This is a genomic window from Mesorhizobium sp. M0174 (assembly GCF_040322275.1).
GTDB lineage: Bacteria > Pseudomonadota > Alphaproteobacteria > Rhizobiales > Rhizobiaceae > Mesorhizobium.
On sequence record NZ_JAMYTB010000005.1, the window covers coordinates 171,371 to 190,208 of the forward strand.

At 62.9% G+C, this 18,838-nt stretch carries 25 protein-coding genes; 9 read left to right on the plus strand and 16 right to left on the minus strand.

What is annotated here, in order from left to right; translation table 11 throughout:
- Positions 1 to 139: 139 nt before the first annotated feature.
- On the minus strand, positions 140 to 1,057 hold the full coding sequence (locus NKJ13_RS12950; protein WP_352739592.1) for a polyprenyl synthetase family protein: 918 nt from the start codon (positions 1,055 to 1,057) through the stop codon (positions 140 to 142).
- 79 nt (positions 1,058 to 1,136) lie between these two features.
- Here NKJ13_RS12950 and NKJ13_RS12955 point away from each other — a divergent pair, with 79 nt between their 5' ends.
- From NKJ13_RS12955 to NKJ13_RS12965, 3 genes are all read left to right on the plus strand, one after another.
- Positions 1,137 to 1,895, plus strand: coding sequence for a biosynthetic peptidoglycan transglycosylase (locus NKJ13_RS12955; protein ID WP_352505152.1), 759 nt, complete (start codon positions 1,137 to 1,139; stop codon positions 1,893 to 1,895).
- A 139-nt stretch (positions 1,896 to 2,034) separates the two neighbouring features.
- On the plus strand, positions 2,035 to 2,217 hold the full coding sequence (gene rpmF / locus NKJ13_RS12960; protein WP_006203806.1) for a 50S ribosomal protein L32: 183 nt from the start codon (positions 2,035 to 2,037) through the stop codon (positions 2,215 to 2,217).
- Positions 2,218 to 2,416: 199 nt separating this feature from the next.
- A complete protein-coding gene (locus NKJ13_RS12965; protein ID WP_254816550.1) occupies positions 2,417 to 2,818 on the plus strand; it encodes a hypothetical protein in 402 nt (133 codons plus the stop codon).
- A 10-nt stretch (positions 2,819 to 2,828) separates the two neighbouring features.
- On the opposite strand, the gene NKJ13_RS12970 is transcribed toward NKJ13_RS12965, so the two are convergent.
- The 3 genes from NKJ13_RS12970 to NKJ13_RS12980 form a co-directional block, all read right to left on the minus strand.
- Entirely contained in the window at positions 2,829 to 3,260 is a 432-nt protein-coding gene (locus NKJ13_RS12970; protein WP_352739594.1) for a GlcG/HbpS family heme-binding protein, read from the minus strand.
- 99 nt (positions 3,261 to 3,359) lie between these two features.
- On the minus strand, positions 3,360 to 3,590 hold the full coding sequence (locus NKJ13_RS12975) for a hypothetical protein (protein WP_023678501.1): 231 nt from the start codon (positions 3,588 to 3,590) through the stop codon (positions 3,360 to 3,362).
- 76 nt (positions 3,591 to 3,666) lie between these two features.
- A complete protein-coding gene (locus NKJ13_RS12980; protein ID WP_352739595.1) occupies positions 3,667 to 4,191 on the minus strand; it encodes a winged helix-turn-helix transcriptional regulator in 525 nt (174 codons plus the stop codon).
- 96 nt (positions 4,192 to 4,287) lie between these two features.
- On the opposite strand from NKJ13_RS12980, the gene NKJ13_RS12985 reads away from it, so the two are divergent.
- Both NKJ13_RS12985 and NKJ13_RS12990 read left to right on the plus strand, forming a co-directional pair.
- On the plus strand, positions 4,288 to 5,139 hold the full coding sequence (locus tag NKJ13_RS12985; protein ID WP_352739597.1) for an alpha/beta fold hydrolase: 852 nt from the start codon (positions 4,288 to 4,290) through the stop codon (positions 5,137 to 5,139).
- A gap of 49 nt (positions 5,140 to 5,188) precedes the next feature.
- Positions 5,189 to 5,845, plus strand: coding sequence for a glutathione S-transferase family protein (locus NKJ13_RS12990; protein WP_352739598.1), 657 nt, complete (start codon positions 5,189 to 5,191; stop codon positions 5,843 to 5,845).
- Between the two features lie 141 nt (positions 5,846 to 5,986).
- Here NKJ13_RS12990 and NKJ13_RS12995 read toward each other — a convergent pair whose 3' ends face one another.
- The 3 genes from NKJ13_RS12995 to NKJ13_RS13005 form a co-directional block, all read right to left on the minus strand.
- Positions 5,987 to 6,274 carry an ArsR/SmtB family transcription factor gene (locus tag NKJ13_RS12995; protein WP_254816544.1) on the minus strand — a complete coding sequence of 96 codons (288 nt, stop codon included), beginning with the start codon at positions 6,272 to 6,274 and terminating at the stop codon, positions 5,987 to 5,989.
- A 31-nt stretch (positions 6,275 to 6,305) separates the two neighbouring features.
- A complete protein-coding gene (locus NKJ13_RS13000; protein ID WP_023678496.1) occupies positions 6,306 to 7,553 on the minus strand; it encodes an MFS transporter in 1,248 nt (415 codons plus the stop codon).
- Between the two features lie 96 nt (positions 7,554 to 7,649).
- The gene (locus tag NKJ13_RS13005) at positions 7,650 to 7,844 is read right to left on the minus strand and encodes a DUF1192 domain-containing protein (RefSeq protein ID WP_023678495.1); all 195 of its coding nucleotides are present in this window, start codon (positions 7,842 to 7,844) and stop codon (positions 7,650 to 7,652) included.
- 124 nt (positions 7,845 to 7,968) lie between these two features.
- Here NKJ13_RS13005 and NKJ13_RS13010 point away from each other — a divergent pair, with 124 nt between their 5' ends.
- The 3 genes from NKJ13_RS13010 (at position 7,969) to NKJ13_RS13020 (ending at position 10,301) form a co-directional block, all read left to right on the plus strand.
- Entirely contained in the window at positions 7,969 to 8,979 is a 1,011-nt protein-coding gene (locus NKJ13_RS13010; RefSeq protein ID WP_352452476.1) for an NAD(P)H-quinone oxidoreductase, read from the plus strand.
- A gap of 132 nt (positions 8,980 to 9,111) precedes the next feature.
- Positions 9,112 to 9,252 carry a DUF1127 domain-containing protein gene (locus NKJ13_RS13015; protein WP_023720976.1) on the plus strand — a complete coding sequence of 47 codons (141 nt, stop codon included), beginning with the start codon at positions 9,112 to 9,114 and terminating at the stop codon, positions 9,250 to 9,252.
- A gap of 353 nt (positions 9,253 to 9,605) precedes the next feature.
- Positions 9,606 to 10,301 (plus strand): DUF1013 domain-containing protein, encoded by a 696-nt coding sequence (locus tag NKJ13_RS13020; RefSeq protein WP_023678492.1) that lies wholly within the window; start codon positions 9,606 to 9,608, stop codon positions 10,299 to 10,301.
- 107 nt (positions 10,302 to 10,408) lie between these two features.
- Here the strand turns inward: NKJ13_RS13020 and NKJ13_RS13025 are convergent, their stop codons facing one another.
- The 3 genes from NKJ13_RS13025 to NKJ13_RS13035 all read right to left on the minus strand — a co-directional run bounded on the left by NKJ13_RS13025 (position 10,409) and on the right by NKJ13_RS13035 (position 11,863).
- Positions 10,409 to 11,128: a helix-turn-helix transcriptional regulator gene (locus tag NKJ13_RS13025; protein WP_023678491.1), complete on the minus strand. Its 720-nt coding sequence runs from the start codon at positions 11,126 to 11,128 to the stop codon at positions 10,409 to 10,411.
- Between the two features lie 18 nt (positions 11,129 to 11,146).
- Positions 11,147 to 11,554, minus strand: a complete 408-nt coding sequence (locus tag NKJ13_RS13030; RefSeq protein ID WP_352505003.1) for a hypothetical protein — start codon at positions 11,552 to 11,554, stop codon at positions 11,147 to 11,149.
- 141 nt (positions 11,555 to 11,695) lie between these two features.
- Positions 11,696 to 11,863 carry a hypothetical protein gene (locus NKJ13_RS13035; RefSeq protein WP_352505002.1) on the minus strand — a complete coding sequence of 56 codons (168 nt, stop codon included), beginning with the start codon at positions 11,861 to 11,863 and terminating at the stop codon, positions 11,696 to 11,698.
- A gap of 203 nt (positions 11,864 to 12,066) precedes the next feature.
- On the opposite strand from NKJ13_RS13035, the gene NKJ13_RS13040 reads away from it, so the two are divergent.
- The gene (locus NKJ13_RS13040) at positions 12,067 to 12,228 is read left to right on the plus strand and encodes a hypothetical protein (protein WP_008873884.1); all 162 of its coding nucleotides are present in this window, start codon (positions 12,067 to 12,069) and stop codon (positions 12,226 to 12,228) included.
- 116 nt (positions 12,229 to 12,344) lie between these two features.
- Here the strand turns inward: NKJ13_RS13040 and NKJ13_RS13045 are convergent, their stop codons facing one another.
- The 6 genes from NKJ13_RS13045 to ispG all read right to left on the minus strand — a co-directional run bounded on the left by NKJ13_RS13045 (position 12,345) and on the right by ispG (position 18,689).
- The gene (locus tag NKJ13_RS13045; protein WP_352739600.1) at positions 12,345 to 13,076 is read right to left on the minus strand and encodes an SGNH/GDSL hydrolase family protein; all 732 of its coding nucleotides are present in this window, start codon (positions 13,074 to 13,076) and stop codon (positions 12,345 to 12,347) included.
- Between the two features lie 86 nt (positions 13,077 to 13,162).
- A complete protein-coding gene (locus NKJ13_RS13050; protein ID WP_254816535.1) occupies positions 13,163 to 13,900 on the minus strand; it encodes a DUF899 domain-containing protein in 738 nt (245 codons plus the stop codon).
- A 152-nt stretch (positions 13,901 to 14,052) separates the two neighbouring features.
- Positions 14,053 to 15,078: a class I fructose-bisphosphate aldolase gene (locus NKJ13_RS13055; protein WP_352739602.1), complete on the minus strand. Its 1,026-nt coding sequence runs from the start codon at positions 15,076 to 15,078 to the stop codon at positions 14,053 to 14,055.
- A gap of 140 nt (positions 15,079 to 15,218) precedes the next feature.
- A complete protein-coding gene (locus tag NKJ13_RS13060) occupies positions 15,219 to 16,415 on the minus strand; it encodes a phosphoglycerate kinase (protein WP_352777835.1) in 1,197 nt (398 codons plus the stop codon).
- Positions 16,416 to 16,576: 161 nt separating this feature from the next.
- On the minus strand, positions 16,577 to 17,431 hold the full coding sequence (locus tag NKJ13_RS13065; RefSeq protein WP_352739605.1) for a transglycosylase SLT domain-containing protein: 855 nt from the start codon (positions 17,429 to 17,431) through the stop codon (positions 16,577 to 16,579).
- A 4-nt stretch (positions 17,432 to 17,435) separates the two neighbouring features.
- Positions 17,436 to 18,689, minus strand: coding sequence for a flavodoxin-dependent (E)-4-hydroxy-3-methylbut-2-enyl-diphosphate synthase (gene ispG, locus NKJ13_RS13070; protein ID WP_352739607.1), 1,254 nt, complete (start codon positions 18,687 to 18,689; stop codon positions 17,436 to 17,438).
- Between the last annotated feature and the right edge of the window lie 149 nt (positions 18,690 to 18,838).

Consider the following 18,838-nt stretch of genomic DNA (forward strand, 5'->3'; position numbering starts at 1 on the left):
GAGGGTTGAAGAATGGCCCGGCAACTGGCGTGGCGAGCCATATGGTCCGACATCGCCGGAGTCCCGATCGGCTGCTCCAAGGCATCTGCCCGAACAGTCGGCAATTCTCCGTGACTGTACGGCGCCATGGGGAGCGCTTTTAATTGTTGCGGGCCGCTACGAACTGCGCCGCTTGTTTCAGAAGCGCGGCTTGTTGGCCATAGGGCTCGAGCAGCGCATGAGCCTGGTCGACGAGGCCCTGGAGCTGATCCCGCGCCCAGCCCGGTCCGTGCAGCGCGACCAGCGTCGCCTTGCCGGCCGCGGCATCTTTGCCCGTGGCCTTGCCCATCTGATGCGCGTCGGCGGTCAGGTCGAGCAGATCGTCGGCAAGTTGAAAGGCAAGCCCAATCGCCGAACCAAATTCGGCCAGCCTTTCGCGGTCGCCCGACGGCGCGCCGGCAAGGATGGCGCCCGCTTCGCAGGCAAAGCGGATCAGCGCACCGGTTTTCATCGCCTGAAGCCGGATGATGCCGGCCTCGTCCGGCCGGCTTTGTTCGGCCTCGAGATCGAGCATCTGGCCGCCGACCATGCTTCCCGCCCCGGCGGCACGGGCCAGTGCCAGCACCAGCGCTGCCCTGCGCTCGGCCGGCAGCATTGTCGCCTCGTCGGCAAGGATGTCGAAGGTAAGTGTCAGCAAGGCGTCGCCGGCAAGAATGGCGGTCGCCTCATCGAAAGCCCTGTGCACGGTCGGCTGGCCGCGGCGCAAATCGTCGTCGTCCATGGCCGGCAGATCGTCATGGATGAGCGAATAGCAGTGCACGCATTCGAGCGCCGCCGCCACGCGCAGCGCCGCCTCGCCATCGGCTGAAAACAGTGCAGCACTTTCCATAACCAGGAAGGGACGCAGTCGTTTGCCGCCGTTCAGCACGCCATGTCGCATTGCCGCCATCAGGCGTTCGGGCCGCGCGACCTCGCCCGAAAGCGTGCGTCCGTCGAGCAACCGTCTCAGCAGCGCCTCGAGCGGAACTGCCCGGGCAATAAGTGCGGCTTCGAACGCCATTTGGTCGTCTTTCGTCATGGTCGGGAGCGGTAGCCGACACTCAGACGTTGCGCAAGAAGCCAAGCGCCATTATGCCGGGGGCAGGGAGTAGCGCGGACTGGGTGGCTTGGCGGAACCGATCGTCGATCACGAAACCGAAGGGTTGGACATGGCAAGACCGAGACGCGGCAGCCGCATCGGTCTTCAACGCTGGGTCCGGCGCGGCATCGCCGTCGCCGTCGTGCTGGCGTTGGTGCCGGTGCTGCTGACCTTCCTGTACCTGCCGTCATTCGTGCATCCGGTGTCGACATTGATGCTGAAGGACCTGGCGACGTTTTCCGGCTACGATCGGCGCTGGGTTTCCATCGACGAGGTCGCGCCGGTGCTGGCATATTCGGTCATCATGTCGGAGGACGGGCAGTTCTGTTTCCATCGCGGCGTCGATCTGGGCGAGCTGCGCGGCGTCGTCGACGATGCGCTCGCAGGCGAGATGACACGTGGCGCCTCGACCATCACCATGCAGACGGTAAAGAACCTTTATCTATGGTCGCGGCCGTTGGGCTCGGTCCGTAAGGTCGTCGAACTGCCGCTGGCCGTCTATTTCGATGCGGTGCTGTCGAAACGGCGGATCATGGAGATCTACCTCAACATCGCCGAATGGGGACCGGGCGTCTACGGCATCGAGGCCGCCGCCCAGCATCATTTCGGCGTCTCGGCAAAACAGCTGTCGCGCCGGCAGGCAGCGCTGCTTGCCGTCACCTTGCCGAACCCGATCGTGCGCAATCCAGCGAAGCCCGGGCCGGGACTGAGGCGGCTTGCCGCGTTGATCGAGCGGCGCGCGGGCCGCGCCGGCGCCTATGTCGGTTGCCTGCGATAGTGTCAAAAAAAAACACGGCGACGCTGGCCAAAACGCCATCGGGCGTGTATAGGCAGCCGACTTTCTCAGATTCCGGCCCCTGATGTGGCCCTTTCACGAGGGCCGGCGGGGCGTTTTGACCATGTAGTGGAGCATATCCATGGCCGTTCCGAAACGAAAAACCTCTCCGTCGAAGCGCGGCATGCGCCGTTCCGCCGACGCACTGAAGGCCCCGACCTATGTCGAGGACAAGAACTCCGGCGAGATGCGCCGTCCGCACCATATCGACCTAAAGACCGGCATGTATCGCGGTCGCCAGGTTCTGGAGCCGAAGGAAAGCTGAGAGAGCTTTCGACGGTTTACAGGTTGCGAAACGACCGGCCATTGGCCGGTCTTTTTGCGTTTGCGACAACTGATCGTATCAGCCGGGCCTGACATTGTTGTTTCACGCCGTCTTTGTCCGTGTTTATCGGTCGCACGAAAATTCTTGACGGCGAACGCCGGGCGCACTCTACAAAGATCAGTCCAACCGGAGCCGCCACATGTTCGGTGCCATCCCGCTGCTGATCGTGCCTTTCATCCTCTACAATCTCGGGCTTCTAGGAATATTCGGCAGCGGCGACGATCCGTGGGCGACCGAAATGTTTTCGGTCCGGATGATGTCGGGTGGCGTTTTCTCGATGACCCTCGGCGATCTTATCGTGCTGATCGCACTGATCTTCTTGTTCGTCGAAGTGGTGAAGTCGACGCGTACGACAAATGCCTCGATCATGGACCACCTTTTGTCGACCTTCGTCTTTGTGGCCTATCTGGTCGAGTTCCTGCTGGTGAAGGGCGCCGCCCATTCTGTTTTCTTCACACTGATGATCATAGCGCTGATCGACGTGCTAGCCGGCTTTTCGGTGTCGATGCGGTCGGCCAGCCGCGACATCAACATGAATTAAGGATCTCGGCTCAGCCCGGGTCGGCCCGAAAGCCAGCCGCCTCGATGCCGGCGATGGCTGCCGTTTCGTCATTGTCGGACGTGTCGCCGGAAATGCCGACGGCGCCGATGATCGTGCCAGCCTCGTCGCGGATCAGCACGCCGCCGACGACCGGCAGGACGCGCCCGCCCGACACGTCGGAGACGCCGGCGATCAGATGCGGGCGCTCCTTGGCGAAGGCTTCCACCCGGCGCGAGCCCATGCCGATAGCGAGCGCGCCATAGGCCTTGCCGGCCGACATTTGCGGACGCAGGAACGACGCGCCGTCCTGACGCTGGAACGCGACCAGATGGGCGCCGGCATCGAGCACCGAGACGCCAAGCGGCCTGAGCTTGAGCTCGGCACCCTTGGCAAAGGCGGCGGCGATGATTTCAAGGGCTTTGTCGAGCGTCAGTGCGGTCATGGCCGTGTCCTAAACGCGCCAGTTATCAACCGGCAGAACAGATCGCGGTGAAACTGTTTCGCGTACGAAAGGAAGCAGTGGGATCCAGGGAGCGCCGGCTTATTTCTTCTTGGCGCGAGGCTTCTTCACCGGCGCCGGAGGCGCATTGGCCAGGTCTTCCGCTTCCTTGGCAAGGCGCAGCGCCCGCAGCTTGTTGGTTTTGGCTTGGCGGGCGTCGCTCTCGGCGACATATTCCGCCATCGCCTTCTGGCGCACCGTGGCTGCCTCTTCCTGTTTCTTGAAACGCAAATCGGCCCGCGCACGGGCAGTGTCCTTAGAGTTCTCGACCAAGAGCGTTATCCAATCCCGTAAATTATCTTCAGTCCCTTGATAGCAGAGCCAGCCCGCAATTGGGAAAATAAGTTGGTCATGGCGCCGGATCGCAGCCGACGCGCTCCGCGTTGCGGGCGACCACCGCATCGTATTCGGCCTGCAAGATCGCGCGGACAGCGGGTCCAGTTGGCGCGGGAGATGTGCCCAGATGCTCGTAGCGCAACTCGTTCATGAACTGCTCCCACATCGGCGGGCCGCCTTTTTCCAGAAGCTCGGCACGGATCGAGAGCTCGTCGCTGACCGGCAGCCAGACGCGGCCCCAGGCGCCGAGATGGGCCAGGATCGGCACCAGCGTAATCGCCATTTCGGTCAGGCTGTAGATCGCCTTTTGCTTGTGGGAGGGATCGCCCGTCTTGGTCAGCATGCCGAGCTCCATCAGCCGCTTCAGTCGGTCGGCGAGGATGTTGGAGGCGATGCCCTCCATCGAGCCGTTGAGCAGTTCGCGAAAGTGGCGTCTGCCGCCGAAGATGATATCGCGAAGGATGATCAGGCTCCACCGGTCGCCGAACACTTCGAGCGACAGGTTGATGGGGCATCCGGACCGACGATCGATGTTCATGCGAATCTCCAAAACCGGTTGCATTATTGTATCGGTTTTAGTATCGTGCAACTGATTGCAAATTGCAATCAGATCGGAAGCCCACGGAGGAAAACCATGAAAAGCGCCGGACACCCCGAAATCGTATCGCAGACCTTCGGCGACCCGGCCCATCCGGCGGTGTTGTTGATCATGGGCGCGATGGCTTCCATGCTTTGGTGGCCCGAAGCGTTTTGCCGGAAGCTGGCCGGCGAGGGTCGCTTCGTGATCCGCTATGACAATCGCGATACCGGCCGTTCGACCAAATACGCGCCGGGCGAGCCGCCTTATACATTCGACGACATGGCGGACGATACTATCCGCGTCCTTGACGACCATGGAATCCGAAAGGCGCATATGGTCGGCATGTCGATGGGCGGCATGATCGCGCAGCTCGTGGCGTTGAAATACCCGTCGCGTGTCACTTCGCTGACGGTGATCAGCAGCTCGCCCTTAGGCATCGATACGTCGCATCTGCCCGGAACCACCGAGGCCTATAGGAGACATTCGGCCGAAGGCGCGAAGGTCGACTGCGCGGACCGGGGCCAAGTGGTCGATTTCATCGTTAAGGACGCGCATGCGCTCACCGGTGCGGCGCACTCTTTCGACGAGCAGCGAACACGGGCTTTCGTCGAACAGGATTATGACCGGTCCGGCGGTTTTCTAAGTGCGACCAATCATTTCATGCTCAAGAGTGGCGAAGATAGGAGCGGCGAGGACTGGACGGGTCGGCTGCGCGACATGAAAATCCCACTCCTTGTTATCCACGGCACCGACGATCCCATCTTTCCAGTCGAGCATGGCGCCGCTCTTGCCGACGCGGTCGCCGGTGCAAGGCTGCTCCGGATCGAGGGCGGCGGCCACGAGCTGCATCCCGACGACTGGGCCGCGATCATCGATGCCATCGTCGCCCACAGCCAGGCCAGATAGTTATCCGACCCCGACACCGCGAGACAGACCACCCAAGGAACGACAAACAATGTCCCTGATTATGCACCTTCATCCACTGGCCTCCTTCTGCTGGAAACCGCTGATCGCGCTCTATGAGAACGGCACGCCATTCACATCCGTCGTTGTCGATCTCGGCAATGAACAGTCGCGCGCGGCGTTTCTGAAATTGTGGCCGCTCGGCAAGATGCCGGTGCTGCGCGATGAAGCGCTGGACCGGACCGTGCCGGAATCGACGATCGTCATCGAATATCTCAACGCGTATTATCCTGGACCGGTCGAACTGATCCCCGCCGATTTTGATCTCGCTCGCCAGACCCGGCTCGCCGACCGCTTCTATGACTTCTACGTCCAGGAACCGATGCAGAAGATCGTTGGCGACCGGCTGCGGCCGGAGGGCAAGACCGATCCGTTCGGCGTCGAGCAGGCCCGCGCCCAGCTGCGCAGCTCCTACGCCATCATTGAACAGGACATGCAGTCGAGGATATGGGCGGCGGGCGCGAGCTTCACCATGGCCGACTGCGCTGCCGCCCCCGCGCTGTTCTACGCCAACAAGGTCGAGCCGTTCGGAGACGAATATCCTGCGGTCAGGCGCTATCACGACCGGTTGCTGCAACGCCCCTCGGTTGCCCGTGTGATCGAGGAAGCGCAGCCTTATTTCAAGCTCTTCCCCTACAACAATGGCTAGAGTGGTTCATCGTTTCATGGAAACGCCGGACCGCTCTATCTCTTTGTTTTTGCGCAATTCCGGACGGAAAACCGTTTCACACTTTTCCTGGAATTGCTTAAGGCCTGAAGCTGCATAGTTGCCGACGTGCTGACGACGCCCTCAGCTTCCGGATGAACCGAGCTGCTCCGCATCCCAGAACTGGTCGAGCCAGATGTTGAGCTTCAGGAAGCCGGCATTGCTGACCGTATAGACGCGCCTGGTGCCTTCCGGCTTGGCGTTGACCAACCCCGCATCAAGCAGCACCTTCAGGTGCTGCGAAACGGCCGGGCGGGATACCGGCAAGCCGGATGCCAATTCGTTGACGGTCTTCGGTCCGCGCCGGAGCTCTTCCAAGAGATGGCGCCGGTTGGGATCGGCAATCGCCATGAAGGCGTCGGAAAGCATCATGCCTTATTTGTGGGGCAAAGCGCCTCGAATCTCAACTGTCGGCTTCAGCTTTTCTGCGCGGGTCGAGCCGCAACGCTTCCGGCGTCACCGAGCGATCGGCGGGCTGGGTCTTGAAGGCATCGCGGCCTTCGATCGGCACCGGCGCGCGACGGCTGATGCGCAGCAGCGTATAGCCAGCCAGGCTGAGATGCGCGAGCGCAGTGGCCAGGAACAGCCCCTCAGGGCGCATCCAGCCCATCAGGCCGGCGGCCACCAGCGGACCGATCATCGTGCCGAAGCCATAAAGCAGCAGCAGGCCGCCCGACACTTTGACGAAGTCCTCCGATCGCGCATGGTCATTGGCATGCGCCACCGCGATCGAATAGAGCGTGTAGGCGAAGGCGCCGTAGGCGGCGGTGCAGACGATGACGAAGACGCCGGAGCGCGGTTCGAACAGGAAGATGGCGATGGCAAACAGCGCAGCGCCGAAGGCCGCGCCCGCCAGCACGAAACGACGGTCCGTCGTGTCGGAGAGCCGCCCGGCCGGAAGCTGCATGGCAGCGCCGGCGATGACCACGAGGCTCATCATCAGCGCGATCTCGGCTGTCGAGATGCCGATGCGCGCTCCATAGACGGCACCAAGTGTACCCCAGGCGCCGTTGGCGATGCCGATCAGCACGCAAGCGATCGCCGACACCGGCGAATTGACGTAGAGCCCCTTGACGTCAAGCGACACGTCCTGCAGCGGCTTGGGGTGAGACGCCGTCGAGACCGCCGTCGGGATCAGCGACAGGCAGAACAGAATGCCGGTGATCATGAACAGCGACGCCGATCTCACATCGCCGCCGGCAACGATCATCTGACCGCCCATGATCGAGGCATAGGTGACCATCATGTAGAGGCCGAAGACGGTGCCGCGGTTTTCGTTGGTGGCCTTCTCGTTGAGCCAGCTTTCGATGACCATGAAGGCGCCGGCCATGGTGAAGCCGGTGAAGGCGCGCAGCAGGATCCAGGTATATTCGTCGATGATCAGGCCGGTGAGCAGTGCGACGATCGCTCCCGATGCGGCAAAGGCGCCGAAAGCCCTGACATGACCGGCGCGGCGCACGATGCGTGGCGCAAAGAAGCAGCCGGTGACGAAGCCGCCGGCCCAAGCCGTGCCCATCAGGCCGAGCGATGCCGTCGAGAAGCCCTCCACCTGGCCGCGCAGCGGCAACAGCAGACCGTGCAGTCCGGATGCCGCCAACAGGAACGCGGTGCCGCGCAGCAGCGAGAGGATCGGTCTGTAGCTTGCGAACATTTTTCAATCCGGCTGGGGTTTAGGGCACAAGTCTGGAGACAGCGGCATTCGGGCTTTTCGGCGGCGTGCCCGAGCTTTTGGAATTACCCGCAGTAACTACCCACGGCGAAACAGCGCCTCTGCCGCCGACTTGGTCGAGCCCTTGGTCTTGAGCTCGGCTTCCAGCCGGGCGATCTCGTCGCGCAGGATGCCGATCCGTTCGGACAATTCATCGACGGAAAGCAGCGACAGATCCTGCCCGATCTCGTGCGGGCGCGCTTTCTTCTTGGGTTCGTCGTCGAAGATCGCCATCGTCGCTCCTCCGTGATTGCCCATTTGCCTGATTTGCCAATGAGCATACATAGGGCAAGGGTATGGATGCAAATGGCGGGCAAGAGCTGGCACGAGAAACCGGCGGAGCACGACGGGAAAATTCATGGCGAACGCACAGAAAATTCCGGCGAAGATGATGGCGATCGCCATATCGGAACCGGGCGGGCCGCGGGTGCTGAAAGCGGAAACCCGCGACGTACCGGTTCCCGGTCCCGGCGAGATCCTGATCCGGGTGCGGGCCGCCGGCGTCAACCGGCCGGACGTGCAACAGCGCAAGGGCGCCTATCCGCCACCGCCGGGAGCGTCGGATCTGCCGGGCCTGGAAGCAGCAGGCGAAGTCGCTGCCCTTGGTGATGAGATATCGCGCTGGCGCGTCGGCGATCGGGTCTGTGCGCTGACGGCGGGCGGCGGCTATGCCGAATATGTCAGAGTGCACGCCGGCAGCGTGCTGCCGCTGCCCGCCGGCTTTACCTACACCGAAGCGGCGGCGTTGCCGGAGAACTACTTCACTGTTTGGCACAATGTCTTCGAGCGCGGCGGCCTGAAGAGCGGCGAGACCCTGCTCGTGCATGGCGGCTCGTCGGGTATCGGCACCACGGCGATCCAGCTTGCTGCCGCTTTCGGCGCCTATGTCGTCACCACCGCCGGCAGCAAGGAGAAATGCGACGCCTGCCTCAAGCTCGGCGCCGACCGGGCGATCAACTACCGCGAGGAGGACTTCGTCGCCGCAGTCAAGGAGGCAACCGGCGGCAAGGGCGCCAATGTCATCCTCGACATGGTCGGCGGCGACTATGTGGCGCGGAACTATGAGGCTGCAGCCATGGAAGGCCGCATCGTCCAGATCGCGACGCAGGGCGGAGCGGTGGCGAGCGCCGATTTCTTCAAGATCATGGCAAAGCGGCTCGTGCACACGGGATCGCTGCTCCGGCCACGCACCGTGGAGTTCAAGGCGGCAGTCGCGGCGGCACTGGAGGCGCAGGTTTGGCCGCTGCTCGGCACGCGCAAGGTTGCGCCGGTGATGGACACGATCTTCCCGCTCAAGGAAGCCTGGCGGGCGCATGAGCGGATGGAGGAGGGTGAGCACATCGGCAAGATTGTGCTCGATGTCGCCTGACGACCGGCAAACAGACTGAACGAAAGCTTAATGGTGCAATGCAACAAACGCATTGCGGCCATGCAAAAGCGTCTGTTCAATTTTTCATCGCCGATGCCTACTTACGCGGCATCGAAACGATGGAGGACTACCATGAACCCGATCCGCGCTTTCCGTAACTGGCGCATGTACAACGAAACCGTGCGCGAACTGAACCGGCTGAACGCTCGTCAGCTCAACGACCTCGGCATCAACCGCGGCGACATCGAGAGAATCGCCCGCCAAGGGCTTTGATCTCGAGCACGATCCCGCCCGAAGACCGGGCGTTGCTTTTCCGCAACGCCGAGCCGCGGTTCGGGATCAAGCTTTAGAAGCCAGAGCCGCAGCAGACGGATTTCCGTCGCCGGTTCCGAGCCCGCCCGACCTTGGTCTGGCGGGCTTTGTCTTTTTGAAGCTTTCGACTGCATGGCGTCATCTGCCGACCCTTCGCGGTCTGCTGGTCGCGCTGCCGTGCCGTCCTTGACGCGCGCCTGCCAAAAACATTGCGAAACGGCGAGCGAGCGGTTATATAGACCGCGATTTTCCCATTTGGTGGCTCTAAACCACCGCCCGCGCGGGAACGCGGGCGAACGAGAAGGATTTTTGTAATGGCCAATACGCTGCTGATGCCAAAGGCGACCGCCGTCTGGCTGGTTGACAACACAGCGCTTTCCTTCGAGCAGATCGCGCAGTTCTGCGGACTGCATCCGCTTGAGGTCAAGGCGATCGCCGACGGCGAGTCGGCGCAAGGCATCAAGGGCATGGACCCGATCATGACCGGCCAGCTCACTCGCGACGAGATCGCGCGCGCCGAGAAGGACGCCAACCACCGGCTGAAGCTCTCCGATCCCAAGGTGCGGGTGCCGGAATCCAAACGCAAGGGTCCGCGCTACACGCCGCTGTCGAAGCGCCAGGACCGGCCCAACGCCATCCTCTGGCTGGTGCGCAACCATCCCGAGCTCAAGGATGCGCAGATTGCCCGCCTTGTCGGCACAACGAAGTCGACGATCGACCAGATCCGCGACAGAAAGCACTGGAACTCCGCCAATCTCCAGCCGATGGATCCAGTGACACTCGGCCTGACGTCGCAGATCGACCTCGATATGGAAATCAACCGCGCCTCGCGCGGCCGTGAGCAGGCGCAGCCGGTCGGCGATACGCTGCTGCCGGCCGCCTTGACCGAACGACTGGTGCCGGCGCCGGAAAAGCCGAAAGACGAGGACCGGGAACTCGACGCCAACGCCGTCTTCGCCAAGCTTTCGGCGCTAAAGTCGAAGGACAAGGATGCCGACGAAGAGGAGTAGGCATTTCGCATCCAAAACAAAACGCCCGCTTTCAAGCCGGCCGAATCGGCGGGGTTTGTCAGCGGTCTGAGACCGCTTTCAAGCGGGCTTTTTTGTGATCTTCCGTGTCAGCTTCGCGCCGCCCGGTCCGGCGCCATGCCGTAATCCTCGCTGCGCTCCACCGCGCGATAGAAATCGGCGAGCTGCTTGCCGCGCTCCGGCTTGAAGGTGCGGCCGGCGATGACCACCGAGGCGATGCGGTCGATGCGGAAGGCGCGGAAATCGCCGCGCATCTCACACCAGGCGACCAAGGTCCACACCTTGCCCCAGAACCACAGGCCGAGCGGGCGGATGTCGCGCGCGGTGCTGCGGCCGGCCTCATCCGAATAGTCGATGGTCAGCACCTGACGTTTCTCGATGGACCGCTCGATCAGGTCGATGGCTTCGCGGGCGGCATCGCTTACCACCCACATCGGCGTGTGGATCTCGGTACGGGCGATGCGGTCCTTTTCGGCGTCGGGCAACACGGCGCCTATCTTGACCAGCGCCTCGTCGGCGGCTCGCGCCATGGCCGCGCCGCCAAAGGCGCGCACCATGCGGGCGCCGGCGACCAGCGCGACGATCTCGTCACGCGTGAACATCAGCGGCGGAAGGTCGAAACCCTCCCTCATCATGTAGCCGACACCGGCCTCGCCGTCGATCGGCACGCCGGTCGACTGCAGGTCTGCGATGTCGCGATAGATCGTCCGCTCGGAAACCTCGAGCCACGTGCCCAGCTTCTGGGCGGTGACCAGACGACCACCACGCAGATGCTGCACGATCTGGAAGAGCCTGTCGGCGCGGCGCATCGTATGGTCCCTCGGCGTCTATCGTTCCAGCCCTTCGCGCTTGCGCTGCGCGGCGACGAAGGCCGCGCCGAAGGACAGTTTCTTCGTTGTCGGCGTGCTTGCGTCGACCACCCGCCAGAACGGCGCAACGTCGCCCAGCGCCATACCACGCTCAAGATCCTCGTTGGCGGCCTCGGCGACGGTGCGCAGATGATAGCCGATGGTGACCGGACATGCCATCTCGGCATCGTGCTCGATGGCGAGAGCGGTGCGCAAAGCGCGGATATCCACGTCCATGCCTTCGGGGATGGAGCGGATGAATGCATGGACCTGGCGAGCTGTAGGAACCAGCATCGGCTGGCCTTCGACGACGTCGCCGATGGTGCGTGGCGACGGTCTTATGCCGTTGAGGCCAGGCGTGTTCAGCCTGTCGTTCCAGCTTTTCATCGATCGTCCTCTCGGCCATCCGGCTTCGGCGGCCATCGCACTATGGCACGAGCCTCCTGACACCATACTGTCAGGAGGCTTCAGCATGCCCATTTCAGCTCGTCGCCAGGTCGCATCCAAACGCCACGCAGAAAGCTTGCCTCAATTGCTGCCATTGCGGCGGTCGCCATACATGTCCGGCCAACCAATATCCTTGCGGATGTCCGCCGGCAGGGTGTTCATGAATCGCTGGGTGCGGATCTCATTGCGGATCGTCCGGATCTTGCCGACATAGTGCTGCACGCTACGCAGAATGGTAATGCCGTTCATGGCTGGTCTCCTCTCTTTCGATGCAGGCACTATCGCACACCCCTGCTGACAGCAGTCTGTCAGGAGGGTGCGGCTCTCATGACCGGCGTTCCGATTTATCCATCGAAGTGACAAGGCAGTGCTGAAAAGAGGCCTGCCGCACTGGAAAGACGGCGATCGCGGAGCCGCTTTGACAGCCAGCCGCGATGCTGATCAAAGGCTGCATGTCGAAACTTCTCGCGCTCGTCATCATCGCCATGATGGTCATCCAGCTCATCAAGCCGCTCGGCTGGCCCGGACTGAAGCGGCGCAGCGATTTCTGGAAGCTGGCGCTGCTGGCGATGGCGGCGATTTCGATTACGGCGGTGCTCGGGCACTGGACGTGATGCATGTCGCGCAAACGTGTGCAGCGGTTTTGCGACAACGACATGCATGGAAACAGTACCTGAAGCGCGTCGGATGAGGCCAATCGAACGCGACGCGCTTTAGTGCCGGCGGCCCGCTACGCGACGCCCGGTTCGTTGCCGAGCACCAGGCTGACCAGATGTTCCGCCCAGGCTCGGTAGCCGGCTTCCGAAGCATGAAATCCATCCGACGCAAAGCCGGCCTCGGCATCGGTGATCGGCAGGCGGGGCGCCGGTATGGCGCCGCGCTCGAGGCAAAGGCGCGCGCCCATCCGGTTCATTTCGACGGCACGGATTTCGAGAATCTTGCCGAGCAGCGGCGGCATTGCCGGCGCCCGGGTGAACTCCAGCACCGGCGACCACACGACGCGCGCCTCCGGCCATTTGGCGCGCAGCGCGTAAAGCAGGCCGCCAAACTCGCGCTTGAACCGCGGTACCGAATGAAAATTCTTGGTGTCGTTGGTGCCGATGGCCAGCACGATATGCGTCCACGGATCGGCCGATAGATTGGGCAGCACATGATCGCGGATCTGGCCGGAGGTTGCCGAGTTGAAGCCGGCTGACCGCCAGCGCACGATGCGGCCGGTGCGTTGCGCAATCAGAACGGCCAGTTGCGCGGCCAATCCGTTTTCGGAATTGCCGATGCCTACCGAGGCGGCGGAGGAATCGCCAAGCACCAGAACCGAGATTGCTGGCGTCAGGCCAGATGTCTCGTGCATGACCGGACCTTGTGCCGGCAGCATGCGGGTGGTGCGGCGACGCACGCCAAGTCCTTGCCAGACATAGACCGGAAAGGCGAGCCAGGTGAGAAGGGTCGGAAAGCGCCGCATGGCAAGTCCCTTTTAGGGCGTAGCGAACAGCACTTAGCGCATGTTGCATTGGAGGTGAACGACCTTACAGTGGCACCCTTGTCGCCTCAATGGCAGCAGTCATGTGTCCCGGATTGATCTTCGTACTCGTCATGCAGCCGCACCCAGTCGACGAGGCTATGATGCGGGCCGGTTTCGTTGCGACCCTTCGGCGTCAGGTCGAGATAATGATAGGCGCCGATCAGCGGATCGCCGCCTCGGGAGCGCAAGACGAAGGTCAGGAAGATGTCGCCCTTCTCGTCGCGATAGAATACGCTGGCGCCAGGAAGGTCTTTCGAGTTTCGCGCACGCCGCTCGAAATTGTAGGTCGTATCGCCGGCCGCGATCTGCTTGTCCGTGAATGACACCTGCATATCGAAGTTGAAGTCCGAGGCGTAGGACGACACCCAGTCGAATTTCCATCCCATACGCTGCTTGTAGGGCAGCAATTCGGCCAATGGCGCCCGCGCTACCACGACAAGTGAGACATCGTGGTGCCTGAGATGCTGGTTGGCGCCGTCGATATGATCGGCAAGGAATGAGCAGCCTTCGCAGCGATAATCGGCGCCCGGCCCGAACATGAAATGGTAGACGATCAGCTGGCTGTTGCCGCCAAACAGGTCGGGCAGTTTCTTTGGCCCTTGCTCGGTCTCGAAGACGTAGTCCTTGCGGATCTTCAGCCACGGCAATTCGCGGCGTTCGGCGGCGACACGATCGCGAAAGCGCGTCAATTCCTTTTCGCGCGCCAGATGCGCCTTGTGCGCCTGAAACCAGTCTTCCTGCGAAACGATCTTGTTGTTTGGCATAGGTCTGCTCCTCTTTTCACGGAGGACGTTCGGCAGCGAGCAATACCGACACCGGGCTGCATTTCAGTTGCAGGAAAATTGCAGCCCTTGCTGCTTTCAAACAAAAACCCGGGCACGTGGCCCGGGTCGGGAGAAACGCAAGATGTCTTCGGTCAGGCGGCTTGCTCAAGCTTCGGCTGCCATTGTCCAAGCGCTGCCAGATGATTCATGTGGGCGCGATGGGCGAAGGCGGCCTGCGCGGCGGCGACGTTCGCTGCCTTGCCGCCCCAGGCCTTCTGCGGAGCGGCCTGCAAGGCGCGGCCATAGGAGAAGGTCAGCTTCCACGGATGCGGGCCGATGGCGTTGATGGCATTGAGGTTGGCGGTCGCCTCCTCGTCCGATTGTCCGCCCGAAAGGAAGGCGATGCCTCCAATCGCCGCCGGCACCGTCTCGCGGAACAGTTTTATGGTCCTTTCGGCAACTTCCTCCGGGCTGCTGACCTTGCCCGATTTCTTGCCGGCGAGGACCATGTTCGGTTTCAGGATGGTGCCTTCGAGCGCGACGCGGGCCGCATAGAGCTCGGTGTACAACTTTGTCAGTGTCGCCTTGCTGATCTCGTAGCACGTGTCGATGTCGTGGGCACCGTCCATCAGCACCTCCGGCTCGACGATCGGCACGATGCCGGCTTCCTGGCAAAGTGCGGCGTAACGGGCGAGCGCATGGGCGTTCGAGCCGATCGAGGTGGCGGAAGGCACGCCCTTGGAAACATCGATGTCGATCACCGCGCGCCATTTGGCAAAGCGGGCGCCGAGCTTGTAATAGTCGGCGAGGCGTTCGCGCAGGCCGTCCAGGCCTTCGGTGATGGTGTCGCCGGGAAAGCCGGCCAGAGGCTTGGCGCCGGCGTCGACCTTGATGCCGGGGATGGCGCCTGATGCCTTGATGATGTCGACCAGCGGCGTGCCGTCGGCGGCCTTCTGGTGGATGGTCTCGTCATAGAGGATGACGCCGGAAATGTATTTGGTCATTGCCTCGCTGGCGCGGAACATCATCTCGCGATAGTCGCGCCGGCTGTCGGCGGTCGACTCGACGCCGATGACGTCGAAGCGTTTCTTGATGGTGCCGGAGCTTTCGTCGGCCGCCAGCAAGCCTTTGCCGTCGGCCACCATCGCGGCGGCAATGTCCTCGAGACGTTCGTTCATCGTGCTTCTCCTGAAAGAATTGATCCGCGCCCAGCAGACCACCAGAGCCACGCAGGTTCAAGTCGAACCATTTCGTCAAACAAGCGCGAATCGATTGAAAGGCGCGGGCGCACTCCTTCGCCCTGCTCTTGCGGTCGCGCTCAGCGCTTCAAGACGTCGACGCCGGGCAACGGCTTGCCTTCCATCCATTCGAGGAAAGCGCCGCCGGCCGTCGATACATAAGTAAAATCATCGCTGACGCCGGCATGGTTGAGCGCCGCCACCGTGTCGCCGCCGCCAGCGACCGAGACCAGTCTGCCGGCCTTGGTGCGCGCTGCCGCGTGCCTGGCCGTCGCCACCGTTGCGTGGTCGAATGGCTCGATTTCGAAGGCGCCGAGCGGCCCGTTCCAGACCAGCGTCGCGGCGCGGTCGATCCATTCGGCAATGGTCTTCACGGTTTTTGCGCCGACATCGAGGATCATGCCGTCGGCCGGCACGTCTGCTATGGCGACGGTCTCGTTGGCGGCGCCGGCCCTGAACTCCCTGGCGACGACGCCGTCGGCGGGCAGGATGATGGCGCAGCCGGCCTCGGCCGCCTCGATCATGATCTGCTTGGCGGTGGTCGCGAGATCATGCTCGCACAAGGATTTCCCGACGTCGGTGCCGCGCGCCGCTAGAAACGTATTGGCCATGCCGCCGCCGATGACCAGCGCGTCGACCTTCTTCACCAGGTTCATCAACAGGTCGATCTTGGTCGAGACTTTGGCGCCGCCGACGATGGCGACAACCGGGCGGGCGGGATTGCCAAGCCCCTTTTCCAGCGCATCGAGTTCGGCCTGCATGGTGCGCCCAGCGAAGGCCGGCAGCACATGCGCCAGCCCTTCTGTCGACGAATGGGCACGGTGCGCAGCAGAGAAGGCGTCGTTGACGAAGATGTCGCCGTTAGCAGCGAGCTTTTCGGTGAAGGCCGGGTCGTTCTTCTCCTCGCCCTTGTGGAAGCGGGTGTTCTCGAGCAGCAGCACGTCGCCGCCGTTCATGGCAGCAACGGCATTTGCGGCCTTGTCGCCGATGCAGTCGGCGGCAAAGCCGACGGGGCGGCCGAGCACGTCCGCCGTCGCCCTGGCAATCGGCTCGAGCGAGAATTCGGGCACCGGTCCATCCTTGGGCCGGCCGAAATGGGCAAGCAGGATGACCTTGGCGCCCTTGCCGGAAAGCTCGGCGATGGTCGGTGCAATGCGCTCGATACGGGTGGCGTCGGTGACCTTGCCCTCGGTGACGGGAACGTTGAGGTCGACACGCACCAGCACACGCTTGCCGCTGATATTGCCGATGTCGTCCAGTGTCTTGAAGCCGGCCATGCTGATCCCTTTCGCGAAAAATCGCGGGGACCTTACCCCGCATCGACGACGATGCAAGACCTGGCTAACGGTTCGCCGAAAATATGATTCACGTGTCGAGGACGAAGTGCCCACGGGGAGCAAGATGGCAGCAATGGCGAGAAACGCACCGACATATGGCCTTACCGGTTGCGCACCACGATGCAGGCGCCGCCGACGCTTTGCAGCTTGTCGCAAATCGTGTCGGCCTTGGCTCTGCTATCGGCGCCGATCCGCACGGCATAGATGCCGCGCCTGCCGATCGGGGTACGCACCCGGCTGACCACCGGATCGTGGCCGGCAAGCAGTGCCGGGAACCGGCTTTTCACTCTCAGCCACTGATTGAGCGCCGCGGCGCGACGGAAATTGCCGGCCACCTGCACGCCCCACGGCTTGATGTTGATCGACGACATCGGCACGGTCCTGGACATGATCACCGGCAGCTCGCGGCAAGCGGCAGCGAAACTCGCCTTCTTGTCGAGCGGCCGGATGACGCCGGCGTAGGCGGCATCGGTGAACCTGTCGGCCGGCTCGCCCATGACGTCCAGGACGTAGCTTTCGGTCTCCATCGGGAGGAATCCGCCGGAATTCAGCCAGCGCGTCACCCGGCTCTCGCCGGCATTGTATGCAGCTGCGGCGAGGCCCAGATTGCCAAAGCCGGTCTTCATTTCGGCGAGATATTTTGCCGAGGCCGGGATAGCCTGCTCGATATCGAACGAATTGGCGAGCCCGCGCATCTTGGCGGTACCCGGCATGAATTGGGCGATACCCTCCGCGCCGACGGGGCTGACCGCGTTGGGATCGAAACGACTCTCCTTCCAGATCAGCCGGGCAAAGAAATCCCGGGGCAGACCGTTCTGGTCGGCATGCGTCTCGATAAGATCGCAAACTCGATCGATCAGCTTCTGCTTGGCGGGCCGCGGCGGATCGGCCTGGACGGCCGCCGCCCAGCCTAGCCCGGAAATGACAACCAGCGTCGCCCCAAGCAAACGCCGCATCGAACTACTCCGCCGCGGCTTTGCCGTGTTGCCCAAACCGCCGTTCGATGTAGTCGGAAACCATTTTCTCGAAATCCGCGGCGATCGACGGGCCGCGCAGGGTCGCCGCCTTCTTGCCGTCGACGAACACCGGGGCGGTCGGCGTCTCACCGGTGCCGGGCAGCGAAATGCCGATATCGGCGTGTTTGGATTCGCCCGGACCGTTGACGATGCAACCCATCACCGCGACCTTGAGGTTCTCGACGCCGGGATATTGTTCGCGCCACACCGGCATGTTCTTGCGCAGGTCGGCCTGGATGTTCTGGGCAAGCTCCTGGAACACGGTCGAAGTTGTGCGCCCGCAGCCCGGGCAGGCGGCGACGATCGGCACGAACTGCCGGAAGCCCATGGTCTGCAACAGCTCCTGCGACACCTGCACCTCGCGCGTGCGGTCGCCGTTTGGCTCCGGCGTCAGCGAGATGCGGATGGTGTCGCCAATGCCCTGCTGAAGCAGGATACCCATGGCCGCGGACGAGGCGACGATGCCTTTCGAGCCCATGCCCGCCTCCGTCAAGCCGAGGTGCAGCGCATGGTCGGAACGGGTGGCAAGCTCGGTGTAGACGGCGATCAGATCCTGCACGCCGCTGACCTTGGCTGACAGGATGATTTTCTCGCGGGCAAGGCCGATCTCTTCAGCCGTTTCGGCCGACAGGATTGCCGACCGCACGATTGCCTCGCGCGTCACTTCCTGGGCGGTCAGCGGAAAGCCCTGGGCCTGGTTGTCGTCCATCAGCCGGGTCAGCAGCTCCTGGTCGAGCGAACCCCAATTGACGCCGATGCGCACCGGTTTGTCGTATCGGATCGCCATCTCGACGATCGCGGCGAACTGCCGGTCTTTCTTGTCCTTGAAGCCGACATTGCCGGGATTGATGCGGTATTTAGCCAGTGCCTCGGCGCAGGCCGGGTGGTCGGCCAGGAGCTTGTGGCCGATATAATGGAAATCGCCGACCAGCGGCACGTCGATGCCGAGTCGTTCCAGCCGCTCGCGGATGGCCGGCACGGCGGCAGCGCTTTCGTCGCGATCGACGGTTATGCGCACGATCTCGGAGCCGGCGCGATGCAGCGCCGCCACCTGTGCGACCGTCTGATCGACATCGGCCGTGTCGGTGTTGGTCATTGACTGGACGACGACCGGCGCGCCGCCGCCGACAATCACGCCGCCGACATCGACACCGACCGACCTGCGGCGTGGGAAGGGTGAGGAAAAATATCCGGTCATGCCGGCTGCCTTTAATCTTGAAGGTCCGGGCATGAGGTGGAGGAGCAAAGATGGCTTGTCAATGGCGACTGGCGCGCAGGCCTAGCAAATCGGAAAATGACAAGACGGCAGCTTGCCGCAAATCCACGAGCGTTTCCGGCAGCATAGCG